Origin of the sequence: Rhizobium sp. Root1204, from assembly GCF_001424965.1 — a bacterium.
Taxonomy (GTDB): domain Bacteria; phylum Pseudomonadota; class Alphaproteobacteria; order Rhizobiales; family Rhizobiaceae; genus Pararhizobium.
In genome coordinates, this window is the sequence record NZ_LMCZ01000034.1 from 440,737 (window position 1) to 453,380 (window position 12,644).

The following is a 12,644-nucleotide window of genomic DNA, read 5'->3' on the forward strand; positions in this document are numbered from 1 at the left end:
AAGTCGCCCGCTTGTCAAACAATAACGGCGCAGTTTCCCGCGCCGTTATTTATCCGCTCTAAATTCGCAGGTCCTACTTGTGCTTCTGCGCGCCACCGGCCGCATTGCCCACCGCAAGCACATAATCGACCTTGCCTGCCTTTTCGAAGGTCAGCGTCACAGGGATGCTGTCGCCCTCGGCAAACGGCTTTTTCACATCGAAAAACATCAGGTGCAGCCCACCGCTTTGAAGCGTCACGGTTTCGCCAGCCGGAAGAGCAATGCCGCTCTCCAGCTTGCGCATCTTCATCACATCGTTCTGCATGGTCATCTCATGCAGTTCGACACGGCCTGCAACCGCGCTCTCGACCGAAACCAATGTGTCGTCTTCGCTGCCTTCATTCTTGATGACGAAGCCGCCGCCGCCGACCTTGGCGCCAGGCAGCATCGCCTTGACCGCGCCACCGGAAATTTCCAGCGATCCGGCCTTGACGCGGGCGCCATCCGCATTGCCCATGCCAGCCATTGCCGCCATGTCGTGATGATCATGGCCACCCGCCTGGGCAGGCGTCACCGTCACTGTCGGGGCTGGATGTTCCAGCGAATGCGCGCTCTGACCCTCAGCAGCAATCTCATCCCAGACAACCTTGCTAGACGTGCCGCAGAGCTGTGTCACCGGAAAGGCGATCTGCGTTTCGGTGTCGAAGCCGGAAATTTTGCCGCTGATCACGAACGTGTCGTAATAATCGTCGGACAGGTTGCCATTTTTCCAGCGGATTTCCAGCGGGCCTGATGTCACCGTCTTTCCGTGATTGTCATAGCTCTTCTGGTAGTCACCCTTGATGATCTCAAGCTCCCAGCCGGCCTTGGGCTGTGGCTTGGCGAAGACGAAACCCTCCGGCAGCTTGACTTGCACTTCGGTGGTCGCCTTGCCGTCGCAACCATGCGGGACCTGCAATACGGCCTTGAAACTGCTCTCGGATGCCACTTCATCCGTTTCGAAGGAAGCATGGGCATGCGCCGATGCGGCAGCGCCCAGCGAAAGGGCGATTGCGAGAAGTGTGGTTCTGGTCTGTGTCATCGATCTGTCTCCGGACCGGAGCCTGCACGCATGGCAGGACGGTCAATGCCGCGTCAGGCGGCTGAATGCTCTGGAAAATTGGAAATCGCCGGGGCGATACGGTCAGAACAACAGCGGAGGCGCGTGCGATTGCGGCAGGAGACGTGGATATGCAACGAAAACCGCAGGAAAATCCGGTTTGCTGTCAGAACGCGCGGCAACGCGGATGACCAGATGACCGTCGCCGGAGGGGGATGGCAGGACGATGGATGCCGCCAGCCGGCAATAATCACAAACCGGCGCCAAGGTTTCATGCGGAAAGCGGTGGCTTTTTCCCTCTATGCCATCAAGTCCGAAGCAGATATCGCCGATCGTGCCATCCGGCAGCATGTAGTCGGCAGCCATTGCCGGGGTGATTTGGCTGGCAAAGGCGGGCTGATGGGCGAACGACAAAAACAACAGGGCCAGTGCTGAAAGCACCCGCACCGTCATCTGCCACTGTCGCCCGGCTACCGCCATCGATCATCCTCGCTTTAAGTGATTGCGTTATCGCCTCATTGGCAAAAAAGCAAAGGCCGATTTTCTATTCTGATGACTACCAGGAAACAGGCACGACAAAAATCTGTTTGGGCGCGACATTTTGCGCTTGCCAAGCCGCCGGCATCGCCGTTATCTGGCTTCGATCTTGTTGGGAGAATCCGGGTAACACCGGTGCCGAAGGAGCAACCGCCCCGGAAACTCTCAGGCCAAAGGACCAGCAAGGTGCCGGTAGGACTCTGGAGAGAAGCGGTTTCGCTCGCCGAAGGGATAACAATCTCAGGCAAAGGGACAGAGGGGGCTCGAGGATACGGCGCACGAAATGCGCCGTGGAGATGAGCCGGCGTGTGACGCCAGACCTGGAGGCCGGACTTGAACACAGATTCCCCTTTGAAACAGACGCCGCTGCATGCTTTGCACGTGTCGCTTGGCGCCCGCATGGTGCCGTTTGCCGGCTACGACATGCCGGTGCAATACCCCGCCGGCGTGATGAAGGAGCACCTTCACACCCGCTCCGCCGCCGGTCTTTTCGATGTCTCGCATATGGGACAAGTGATCCTTCGTCCAAAGTCCGGCCGGATCGAAGATGCCGCGCTGGCACTCGAAAAGCTGGTACCCGTCGATATACTAAGTCTTGCCGAAGGCCGTCAGCGTTATGCGCTGTTTACCGATGACAACGGCCATATTCTCGACGACCTGATGGTCGCCAATCGTGGCGATCACCTCTTCCTCGTCGTCAATGCCTCCTGCAAGGAAGCCGATTTCGCTCATCTGCAAAAGCATCTCGGCGACACCTGCGAACTGACGCTTTTGGATGACCGCGCGCTGATCGCGCTACAGGGGCCGCGCGCCGAATCCGTGCTCGCCGAACTCTGGGCCGATATCGCCACCATGCGGTTCATGGATGTGGCCGAAGCCGCACTTCACGACGTACCCTGCATCATCTCGCGTTCCGGCTATACCGGCGAGGACGGTTTTGAAATCTCGATTCCCGCAGCCTCTGCCGAAGACGTGACGCGCCGAATCCTCGAACATCCCGATGTCATGCCGATCGGCCTTGGCGCCCGCGATTCCCTGCGCCTCGAGGCTGGCCTTTGTCTCTATGGCAACGATATCGACACCATGACGACGCCGGTCGAGGCTGGTCTTGAATGGGCCATGCAGAAGGCGCGTCGCGCTGGTGGCGCCCGCGAAGGCGGTTTCCCCGGAGCCCACGTCATTCTTCGCCAGTTCGCCGAAGGTGCCGGCCGCCGCCGTGTTGGCCTGAAGCCGGAAGGCAAGGCGCCCGTTCGTGGCGGCGCGCCGCTGTTTGCCGATGCCGAAGGCAAGGTACCGGCCGGCACCGTTACTTCCGGTGGCTTTGGGCCAAGTGCCGATCATCCCGTCGCCATGGGATATGTCGATAAGGCTCACACCGCCAATAACACGCAACTTTTCGCGGAGGTGCGCGGCAAATATTTGCCGATCACCGTCTCCGCCCTTCCCTTCGTCACCCCGACCTACAAACGCTGATCAGGAGCTGAACCCCATGCTGAAATTTACCGATGAACATGAATGGCTGAAAATCGAGGGTGATATCGCAACCGTGGGCATTACCGCCCATGCTGCCGAGCAGCTTGGCGACCTCGTCTTTGTGGAACTGCCGGAATCCGGCACGGCGCTGGACAAGGGCGCGACCGCAGCCACCGTTGAATCCGTCAAGGCTGCCTCCGACGTCTATTGTCCGCTTGATGGCGAGATCGTCGAAAGCAACCAGGCCATCGTCGATGATCCGGCATTGGTCAACAGCGACCCGCAGGGCGCCGGCTGGTTCTTCAAGCTGAAACTCTCCGACCCGTCGGCCGTCAACGCGCTTCTCGACGAAGCAGCTTACAAGGAGCTTATCGCCTGATGAGCATGCCGAAGGATTTCACCTTTACCGACTACAAGCCGTATGACTTTGCCAACCGGCGTCATATCGGCCCCTCGCCCGATGAAATGACGGCGATGCTCAAGGTCGTCGGCTATCCCAGCCTCGACGCCATGATCGACGACACTGTTCCGCCGTCGATCCGCCAGAAGTCCCCGCTTGCCTGGGGCGCCGCAATGACCGAGCGTGAAGCGCTCGACAAGATGCGCGAAACGGCCAACCTCAACAAGAAGCTCGTGTCGCTGATCGGCCAGGGCTATTACGGCACGATCACACCGCCGGTCATCCAGCGCAACATCCTGGAAAATCCGGCCTGGTACACGGCCTACACGCCGTATCAGCCGGAAATCAGCCAGGGCCGCCTTGAGGCTCTGCTCAACTACCAGACGATGGTCTGCGACCTGACTGGCCTCGATGTCGCCAATGCCTCGCTGCTCGATGAGGCAACGGCTGCCGCCGAAGCCATGGCCATGGCCGAACGTGTGGCAAAATCGAAGGCGAAGGCCTTCTTCGTCGATGAAAACTGCCACCCGCAGACCATTGCGCTTCTGAAGACCCGCGCGGAGCCGCTCGGCTGGTCGATCGTCATCGGCAACCCGTTCACCGATCTCGATCCGGTCGATGTCTTCGGTGCGATCTTCCAGTATCCGGGCACCTATGGCCATGTTCACGATTTCACCGGCCTGATTGCACGTCTGCACCAGACGGGTGCAATCGCCACGGTCGCTGCCGACCCTCTGGCGCTGGCGCTGCTGAAATCTCCTGGCGAAATGGGCGCCGATATCGCCATCGGCTGCACCCAGCGCTTTGGCGTACCGGTCGGTTACGGTGGCCCGCATGCGGCTTACATGGCAGTCAAGGATGCCTACAAGCGCTCGATGCCCGGCCGTCTGGTCGGCGTCTCGCAGGATAGCCGCGGCAACCGTGCCTATCGCCTGTCGCTGCAGACCCGCGAACAGCATATCCGCCGCGAAAAGGCGACGTCGAACATCTGCACCGCGCAGGTCCTGCTTGCCGTCATGGCCTCGATGTATGCCGTCTTCCACGGTCCCAAGGGTATCAAAGCCATCGCCCAGAGCGTCCACCAGAAGGCCGTTCTTCTGGCGCTTGGCCTCGAAAAGCTTGGCTACAAGGTCGAGCCGGATGTGTTCTTCGACACGGTGACCGTCGATGTCGGCAAGCTGCAGGGCATCATCCTGAAGACGGCCGTGGCCGAAGAAGTCAACCTTCGCCGCATCGGTACCACCAAGATTGGCATCAGCCTCGACGAGCGTTCGCGGCCGGTCACGCTGGAAGCCGTCTGGCGCGCATTTGGCGGTGATTTCAAGGTCGAGGATTTCGACGCGGGTTATCGCCTGCCCGAAACCCTGCTGCGCACCAGTGAATACCTGACGCATCCGATCTTCCACATGAACCGGGCGGAAAGCGAAATGACCCGCTATATCCGCCGGCTGTCGGACCGGGACCTGGCGCTCGACCGCTCAATGATCCCGCTCGGCTCCTGCACGATGAAGCTGAACGCGACAGCGGAAATGCTGCCGATCACCTGGCCGGAATTTTCTGAAATCCACCCCTTCGTGCCGGCCGACCAGGCCGAAGGTTACCGTCACATGATCACTGATCTGTCGCAGAAGCTCTGCCAGATCACCGGTTATGACGCTGTTTCCATGCAGCCGAATTCGGGTGCACAGGGCGAGTATGCCGGACTTCTGACGATCCGCGCCTATCACCGCGCCAATGGCAACGGCCATCGCGATGTCTGCCTGATCCCGACATCGGCGCATGGCACCAACCCGGCCTCGGCCCAGATGGTCGGCATGAAGGTCGTCGTTATCAAGGTCAGTGACAACGGCGATATCGACATGGACGATTTCCGCGCAAAGGCGGAGCAGCATGCCGAGAACCTGTCCTGCTGCATGATCACCTACCCGTCGACCCACGGCGTGTTCGAGGAAAATGTCCGCGACATCTGCGACATCGTCCACAAGCATGGCGGTCAGGTCTATATCGACGGCGCCAACATGAACGCCATGGTCGGCCTTGCCCGGCCCGGCGATATCGGCGGCGATGTCAGTCACCTCAACCTGCACAAGACCTTCTGCATTCCGCATGGCGGCGGCGGTCCAGGCATGGGGCCGATCGGCGTCAAGGCGCATCTTGCTCCTTACCTGCCCGGCCATCCGGAAACCGATGGCGGCGAAGGTGCGGTTTCGGCGGCGCCGTTCGGCTCCGCCTCCATCCTGCCAATCTCCTGGAGCTATTGCCTGATGATGGGCGGCGAAGGGCTGACGCAGGCGACCAAGGTGGCGATCCTCAACGCCAACTATATCGCAGCCCGGCTGAAGGGTGCCTATGACGTGCTCTACAAGTCGGCCAAGGGTCGTGTCGCGCATGAATGCATCATCGATACCCGTCCGCTGGTCGACAGCGCCGGCGTCACCGTCGATGACGTGGCCAAGCGCCTGATCGACTGCGGCTTCCACGCCCCGACCATGAGCTGGCCGGTGGCCGGCACGCTGATGATCGAGCCGACGGAATCGGAAACCAAGGCCGAGCTCGACCGCTTCTGCGACGCCATGCTGGCGATCCGTGCCGAAGCGCAGGCGATCGAAGACGGCAAGATGGACCGGACGAACAACCCGTTGAAGAATGCTCCGCATACGGTTGAAGATCTCGTCGGCGAATGGGACCGTCCCTATTCGCGCGAACAGGCCTGCTACCCGCCGGGCGCCTTCCGCGTCGACAAATACTGGTCGCCGGTCAACCGCGTCGACAATGTCTTTGGTGACCGCAATCTGGTCTGCACCTGCCCGCCCCTGGAAGACTACGCCGAGGCGGCAGAATAGCAAAAACAGAAAGGGGCGCTTGATGTGCCCCTTTTTCATATCCAAGCTGCTTCAACCAACACCTGCCCGAGTTTTACGGTGCATGAGATTGGTGTGGAAACGACACGACGAAACGTGCCCCTCGTGTGAATGCGGGATCAAGCGCGATCGTTCCACCGTGGCTCTCGGCGATCCGTTTTGCCAGCGCCAGGCCGATACCCGTTCCCGGGTAGACGGTCTCATCCCGGTGCAGGCGCTGGAACACGTCGAATATCTTCCTGGAGAAACGCGGGTCGACGCCGATGCCATTGTCTTCGAAGAACATTCGCACGGTGTCCCCCTCCGTTTCGGCGTAGATCCGCACCACCGGTTTCACGTCCTCCCGGCGGTACTTGATGGCATTGCCAATCAGGTTCTGGCAAAGGCGTTGCAGGAGCTCAGGATCGCCTTTCAGCTGTGGCAAAGCTGAAACCTCGATACTGGCGCCGGCTTCTTGAATGAAGCTGTCGAGGTTGAGGATCGTGTCGGAAATCACGTCGGCCATCGAGACGATGTGCCAACTGCCAATTTCGTCGGCGATCTGGGCATAATCAAGGAGGCTGTCAATCAACTGGCCCATCCGCCGCGCACTCTGGCGTAGATGGCCGGCATAGACAGGCAGCTCTTCAAGGTTTCCGCTGGCCACATCCTCGACCATCATTTCCGAAAACATCGCCATATGGCGCAGCGGCGCTTTCAGATCATGCGACACCGTTCCGGTAAACTGGTGAAGGGCATCATTTTTTCGCTGCAACTCGACGGTCTGCTGAGCGATACGTTGCTGTTGCTGCTTCAACTCGGTGATATCGCGGCCAACGGTGACGTACTCTGCCAGCTTGCCGCCATCGAAGACTGCGATATTCGACCAGAATAGCCATAGATCGCTGCCATCGGGCAACTTGCGGTGTTGCTCGCGTGCGGCAAGTGGCTCCTCGATCGACAGGTTTTTCAGCGTGTTGACCAGCGTCTCCCGGTCTCTTTGCGGAACGAAATCGAGAAGCGGTCTTCCAACAAGGTCATCGGCCAGCACCCCAATCCACTGCGCATAGCGCTCGTTGACAAACGTGTACGTAAGATCAGGAGAAATGCGGCAGATGAAGTCTGGGATATTCTGGACCAGCGTGTAGTATTCCAGCCGTTGCCTATCGAGCGCGATCTGAGCTCGCTTCAAGTCTGTCACATCGATGCGAAGCGCCACGGTATTGCCATCAGGCGTCTTCGAATCCTCGATACGCAACCACCGGCCGTCGCCATATTCGAAGATCTGGTTATCGCCGTCAGGATTGCGGAAGGCGCGCATCCTGCTTTCCAGCCAAGCCGTGGCCTGTCGCGATCCGGCAGGTGCATTGGGGTAATGCCCTGCCTCGTGGACAGCAGTCATGATCTCTTCCGCGGTCATGCCAATCGTCAGATGCGGTCCCGCCGCGCCGCAGATCCGCTTATAGGCGTCGTTGTAGACGACGATCCGCTCGTTCGCGTCGAAGATTGCAAATCCTTCCGGAATAGCCTGCAGCGCCGTGTCAAGGATTTCTCCGGTTTTCCTGCGTTCCCGATCAAGCTCGAGATAATCCGAAATGTCCCGGATAATGGCAACGAACCCCATCTTTTCACCAGCTTCGTTGACGACCGCCGTGACCCGCAATCGCGCGGTGAAAACAGTTTCGTCAACGCGGCGGTAACGGTAGATACCCTCGGCAAAGCGGCTGACGGCCAGCACTTCCAGGCTCTGGCGCCGTGCCCGTTCGAAGTCCCTGTCTGTGGCATACAGAGCCCGCACCGGGCCGCCTACAACGTCTTCCGCCGCGTAGCCGAACTGTTTCAGAGCCGAAGCGCTGACCGACAGAATCGTGTGGTCGATATCTGCGAAAATGATTGGATCGGGAAAATTATCATACAATGCTTGAACGAAATCTGTCTGCGCTGCCGGCATTCTCTATTCCACCCCGCCCACCCTGTGAGCAGCCCATAAGAACAGAAAAAGAGACTGGCGCATACCAGTCTCTTTATGAGTTTCCGACAGAGCGCCGCGCAACAGCGGCAGGATGTTTAGCCGGCACGAACGACAGCATCGCCCTTTGCCGCAAGTGCCGCCAGATCGGCGGGCTTCAACTCGACAGATTCGCCGCAGCCGCAAGCCGATGTCTGATTCGGGTTATTGAAGGTAAACCCCGAACGCAATGTCGTGACTTCGAAGTCCATCCGGGTCCCGAGGAGATAAAGTACGGCTTCCGGTGCAACCCAGACCTTGGCACCCTGATGTTCGACAAGGTCATCCTTGGGGTTGGCAGCCGTCACCAGATCGATGGCATATTCCATGCCGGCGCAACCACCCTTCTTGATCCCGACGCGGATGCCCTGGGCATCACCACTGGCATTTTCGACGATCGCCTTGACGCGGCCTGCCGCCGCATCGCTCAAACTCATGACTGCAAAGCCCATGGGCCGTTCTCCTTGTAGCAACCAGGTTCAAGGCCTGACGCTTTCCGAGTCCAGAATGTAATGCGCAGCGGTTAAGGGATCAATACGCGATCAATACCAGCCGACCGCAACCTGAGCCTCTTCCGACATGCGATCCGGCGTCCACGGCGGATCGAAAGTCATCGAGACTTCGACGCCAGACACGCCTTCGACCGCGCCGACGGCGTTTTCGACCCAGCCGGGCATTTCACCGGCAACAGGGCAGCCGGGTGCTGTCAGCGTCATGGCGATCTTGACCATGCGGTCGTCTTCGATGTCGATCTTGTAGATCAGACCGAGTTCGAAAATGTCGGCCGGAATCTCCGGGTCATAAACGGTCTTCAGCGCGGAAATCACATCGTCGCTGAGGCGCGCCAGTTCGTCCGCCGGAATGGCGGAATGGACGATCCCGTCGCGGACGTCGATCTTGTCTTCTGTCGTATCAAGGCTCATCGGCATATGTCCTTACGCAAAGAATTTGCGGGCTTGCTCAAGCGCATCCACCAGCACATCGACTTCGGCCCGCGTATTGTAAAGGCCAAAGGATGCACGGCATGTGGAGGTCACGCCGAAGCGTTTCAAGAGCGGCTGGGCGCAATGCGTGCCTGCCCTCACAGCAACTCCTGCCCGGTCGATCACCATCGACACGTCATGGGCATGGATACCTTCAAGCTCAAAGGAAAAGATCCCCCCTTTGCCCGGCGCCGTTCCGATGACGCGCAGCGAGTTGACGGTCGACAGACGCTCCTGCGCATAGGCAGCAAGATCGGCCTCATGCGCAGCAATCGCCGCCCGGCCGACATTCTCCATGTAATCCAGCGCATAGCCGAGACCGATTGCCTGGACGATCGGCGGCGTGCCGGCTTCAAAACGATGCGGCGGTTCGTTGTAGGTAACCGCGTCTTCGGTCACCTCGACGATCATCTCGCCACCGCCCATGAAGGGCTGCATCTGCTTCAACCGGTCCATCTTGCCGTAGAGCACACCGATGCCCGAAGGACCGTAAAGCTTGTGGCCGGTCATCACGTACCAGTCGCAGTCGAGATCCTGCACATCGACCGGCATATGAACGGCCGCCTGGCTGCCATCGACCAGCACGGGAATACCACGTTCGCGGGCAATCCTGCAGATTTCCTTGATCGGAACGACCGTGCCGAGCGCATTCGACATATGGGTGATGGCAATCAGCTTGGTCTTATCGGTCAGGCATTTGACGAAATCGTCGATATGGAAAGCGCCCTGATCATCGACCGGCACCCAGACCAGCTTGGCACCCTGGCGTTCGCGGATGAAATGCCACGGCACGATATTGGAATGATGCTCCATGATCGAGACGACGATCTCGTCGCCATCGTCGATCTTCGGCATACCGTAGCCATAGGCAACCGTATTGATCGCCTCGGTCGACGATTTCGTGAAGATGATGTTGTCGACCGACGGCGCGTTCAGGAACCGGCGCACCTTTTCGCGGGCGCCTTCATAGGCGTCCGTCGCGGCATTCGACAAGAAATGCAGGCCGCGATGGACATTGGCATATTCATTGGCGTAGGCATGGGCAACGGCATCGATCACGGCCTGCGGCTTCTGCGCCGACGCGCCGTTGTCGAGATAGACCAACGGCTTGCCGTAGACGGTTCGCGAAAGGATCGGAAAATCCCTGCGGATCGCTTCGACGTCATAGGCGGGCACCGGCACCACATGTTCCATGTCCATGATCCAATCAGGCGTGCTTTTCGAGCCAGGCGGCGATGATCGTTTCCAGCGTCTCGATCAGTCCCTCGTCTTCGAGTTCCTCGACAATCTCGTCGACGAACGCGTTGACCAGCATGGCCCGGGCCTTGTTTTCCGGAATGCCGCGTGCACGCAGGTAATAGAGATGCGTCGGGTTGATGTCGATGACGGTGGCACCATGGCCGCACTGGACGTCGTCGGCAAAGATTTCCAGCTCCGGCTTGGCCGAGAAATCGGCGTCGTCGGAGAGTAGCAGCGTGTTGCACGCCATCTTCGCGTCGGTCTTTTGCGCATCCGGCGCAACCCGGATCTGGCCCTGGAATACACCCTTGGCGCGATCGAACAGCACGTTGCGGAGGATTTCCGTCGATGTCGTGTTCGGCACGTCATGGCCGAGCGTGAAGGTCACGTCGGTATGGGTTTCCGCGCCCAGCAGGTTGATGCCGCGCAACTTGAAGTCCGCACCTTCGCCGGTCGTAACGCCATGAACTTCCTGGCGCACCAGCTTGCCACCGGCATTGATGATGAACAGCCGCAGCTTGGCATTGGTGCCGAGGTCGAAATTCACCTGGGCGAGATGGCTGTCACTTGCACCCTGCTGCTGCAGGATAATCCAGGTGATCTCAGCACCTTCATCGAGGATCAGGTCGCTGACAACCGTAACCAGGCTGGCCGCATCATTGACCGAGAGATGGCGCTCGATGATCGTTGCCTTGGAATTGGCACCGAAGGTCACCGGAAAGCGCGAATGGCTCTGGCCGGCGCTCTGCACCAGCTGGAACTCAACCGGCTGTTCCAGCTCGGTCCCCTCGGGCACTTCGATCTCGAAACCGTCGCGCACGAAGCTGCCATTGATCCGCCCGATCGCGTCGTCCTGATCGCGCTCGACCAGATCGGCAGCGGCAACGCCGTCGATCAGGCTTTCAGCATAGGAGCGCACATTGATACCGGCCGGCAGGTTTCGCGTATCAGCCTTGCCGTTCAGGACCGAAAGCACCGACGAGCCCGGAACCAGCGGGTCGACCTTCTCAGCAAACGCCGTCGGATCAAACGCCGGAACGACACGCAAAAGTGCACGCAGGTCCGTATAGTGCCAGGATTCGACGCGGCGCGTCGGCAGCCCCTGCTGCCTCAGATTCGCCAGCAGGCTATCGCGGGCAGACAGTACGGCGCCTTCGCCCGGCAGTTCGCCGATCTGGGCCGTATAGGCATCGACGAGGGCCGTCTCGGCGGCCGTCATCGTGATTGCCGTTTGCATGTTCATCGCCTCACTCCTCAAGCAGCCGCATCAATGATGTCGGCATAACCATTGGCTTCGAGATCGAGCGCCAGCGACTTGTCGCCGGACTTGATGATCTGGCCCTTGTAGAGAACGTGGACGCTATCGGGAACGATGTATTCGAGCAGGCGCTGGTAGTGGGTGATGACGATCACCGCACGATCCGGCGAACGCAGCGCATTGACACCATCCGAAACGATCTTCAGCGCATCGATGTCGAGGCCGCTGTCGGTTTCGTCGAGCACGCAGAGCTTTGGCTCCAGCAGCGCCATCTGCAGGATTTCGGCGCGCTTCTTCTCGCCGCCGGAGAAACCGACGTTGAGCGGACGCTTGAGCATATCCGGGTTGATCTGCAGCTTGGCCGCAGCATCCTTGACCCGGCGGATGAAGTCCGGTGTCGAAAGCTCGTCTTCGCCGCGATACTTGCGTTGCTCGTTGAGCGCGACCTTGAGAAACTGCATGGTTGCAACGCCGGGGATTTCGACCGGATACTGGAAGGCAAGGAAGATACCCTTGGCAGCGCGCTCGGATGGGTCGAGCTCAAGAATGCTCTCGCCGTTGTAAAGAATGTCGCCTTCGGTGACTTCATAGTCTTCGCGGCCCGACAGGATATAGGACAGCGTCGACTTTCCGGAGCCGTTCGGCCCCATGATGGCAGCGACTTCGCCGGCCTTCACGGTCAGGTTCAGGCCACGGATGATCTCGGTACCGTCTTCGGCAATGCGGGCATGGAGGTTTCTGATTTCAAGCATGTTACGTCGTCCTCTTGGGAAACGAATAGATTTTTGGCGCGACTATCGGCGCACCACGTTCAAAAATGCGGGTCGC

Annotated in this window: 11 protein-coding genes and 1 riboswitch; of the genes, 3 read left to right on the forward strand and 8 right to left on the reverse strand. The window is 59.6% G+C overall.

Translation table 11 applies throughout. The features are described 5' to 3' along the window. Positions 1-73 precede the first annotated feature (73 nt). A complete protein-coding gene (locus ASC96_RS23440; protein WP_060505478.1) occupies positions 74-1,060 on the reverse strand; it encodes a DUF1775 domain-containing protein in 987 nt (328 codons plus the stop codon). A gap of 102 nt (positions 1,061-1,162) precedes the next feature. Further along, a complete protein-coding gene (locus ASC96_RS23445; protein ID WP_156393860.1) occupies positions 1,163-1,558 on the reverse strand; it encodes a hypothetical protein in 396 nt (131 codons plus the stop codon). A 160-nt stretch (positions 1,559-1,718) separates the two neighbouring features. Further along, positions 1,719-1,806: riboswitch (glycine riboswitch) on the forward strand. A 142-nt stretch (positions 1,807-1,948) separates the two neighbouring features. Here ASC96_RS23445 and gcvT point away from each other — a divergent pair. From gcvT to gcvP, 3 genes are read left to right on the forward strand one after another with little or no spacing between them, the layout of a single operon-like run. Further along, a complete protein-coding gene (gcvT, locus tag ASC96_RS23450; RefSeq protein ID WP_060505480.1) occupies positions 1,949-3,088 on the forward strand; it encodes a glycine cleavage system aminomethyltransferase GcvT in 1,140 nt (379 codons plus the stop codon). A 16-nt stretch (positions 3,089-3,104) separates the two neighbouring features. Then, the gene (gene gcvH / locus ASC96_RS23455; protein ID WP_060505481.1) at positions 3,105-3,467 is read left to right on the forward strand and encodes a glycine cleavage system protein GcvH; all 363 of its coding nucleotides are present in this window, start codon (positions 3,105-3,107) and stop codon (positions 3,465-3,467) included. Next, positions 3,467-6,331, forward strand: a complete 2,865-nt coding sequence (gene gcvP, locus ASC96_RS23460; protein ID WP_060505482.1) for an aminomethyl-transferring glycine dehydrogenase — start codon at positions 3,467-3,469, stop codon at positions 6,329-6,331. Before gcvH ends, gcvP begins: the two co-directional genes overlap by 1 nt. A gap of 73 nt (positions 6,332-6,404) precedes the next feature. Here gcvP and ASC96_RS23465 read toward each other — a convergent pair whose 3' ends face one another. The 6 genes from ASC96_RS23465 to sufC all read right to left on the reverse strand — a co-directional run bounded on the left by ASC96_RS23465 (position 6,405) and on the right by sufC (position 12,568). After that, the gene (locus ASC96_RS23465; RefSeq protein WP_060505483.1) at positions 6,405-8,279 is read right to left on the reverse strand and encodes a PAS domain S-box protein; all 1,875 of its coding nucleotides are present in this window, start codon (positions 8,277-8,279) and stop codon (positions 6,405-6,407) included. A 116-nt stretch (positions 8,280-8,395) separates the two neighbouring features. After that, positions 8,396-8,788, reverse strand: coding sequence for a Fe-S cluster assembly scaffold SufA (sufA, locus tag ASC96_RS23470; RefSeq protein WP_060505484.1), 393 nt, complete (start codon positions 8,786-8,788; stop codon positions 8,396-8,398). A gap of 90 nt (positions 8,789-8,878) precedes the next feature. Then, entirely contained in the window at positions 8,879-9,259 is a 381-nt protein-coding gene (locus ASC96_RS23475) for an SUF system Fe-S cluster assembly protein (protein ID WP_060505642.1), read from the reverse strand. A 12-nt stretch (positions 9,260-9,271) separates the two neighbouring features. Continuing rightward, on the reverse strand, positions 9,272-10,513 hold the full coding sequence (locus ASC96_RS23480; RefSeq protein ID WP_060505643.1) for a cysteine desulfurase: 1,242 nt from the start codon (positions 10,511-10,513) through the stop codon (positions 9,272-9,274). A gap of 13 nt (positions 10,514-10,526) precedes the next feature. Then, positions 10,527-11,801 (reverse strand): Fe-S cluster assembly protein SufD, encoded by a 1,275-nt coding sequence (gene sufD, locus ASC96_RS23485; RefSeq protein ID WP_060505485.1) that lies wholly within the window; start codon positions 11,799-11,801, stop codon positions 10,527-10,529. 11 nt (positions 11,802-11,812) lie between these two features. Continuing rightward, positions 11,813-12,568, reverse strand: coding sequence for a Fe-S cluster assembly ATPase SufC (gene sufC / locus ASC96_RS23490; protein WP_060505486.1), 756 nt, complete (start codon positions 12,566-12,568; stop codon positions 11,813-11,815). Between the last annotated feature and the right edge of the window lie 76 nt (positions 12,569-12,644).

Coding starts and splice junctions, on each gene's coding strand:
- ASC96_RS23440 (WP_060505478.1), bottom strand. CDS start 1,060: ATGACACAGACCAGAACCACACTTCTCGCAATCGCCCTTTCGCTGGGC.
- ASC96_RS23445 (WP_156393860.1), bottom strand. CDS start 1,558: ATGGCGGTAGCCGGGCGACAGTGGCAGATGACGGTGCGGGTGCTTTCA.
- gcvH (WP_060505481.1), top strand. CDS start 3,105: ATGCTGAAATTTACCGATGAACATGAATGGCTGAAAATCGAGGGTGAT.
- gcvP (WP_060505482.1), top strand. CDS start 3,467: ATGAGCATGCCGAAGGATTTCACCTTTACCGACTACAAGCCGTATGAC.
- ASC96_RS23465 (WP_060505483.1), bottom strand. CDS start 8,279: ATGCCGGCAGCGCAGACAGATTTCGTTCAAGCATTGTATGATAATTTT.
- sufA (WP_060505484.1), bottom strand. CDS start 8,788: ATGGGCTTTGCAGTCATGAGTTTGAGCGATGCGGCGGCAGGCCGCGTC.
- ASC96_RS23475 (WP_060505642.1), bottom strand. CDS start 9,259: ATGAGCCTTGATACGACAGAAGACAAGATCGACGTCCGCGACGGGATC.
- ASC96_RS23480 (WP_060505643.1), bottom strand. CDS start 10,513: ATGGAACATGTGGTGCCGGTGCCCGCCTATGACGTCGAAGCGATCCGC.
- sufD (WP_060505485.1), bottom strand. CDS start 11,801: ATGAACATGCAAACGGCAATCACGATGACGGCCGCCGAGACGGCCCTC.
- sufC (WP_060505486.1), bottom strand. CDS start 12,568: ATGCTTGAAATCAGAAACCTCCATGCCCGCATTGCCGAAGACGGTACC.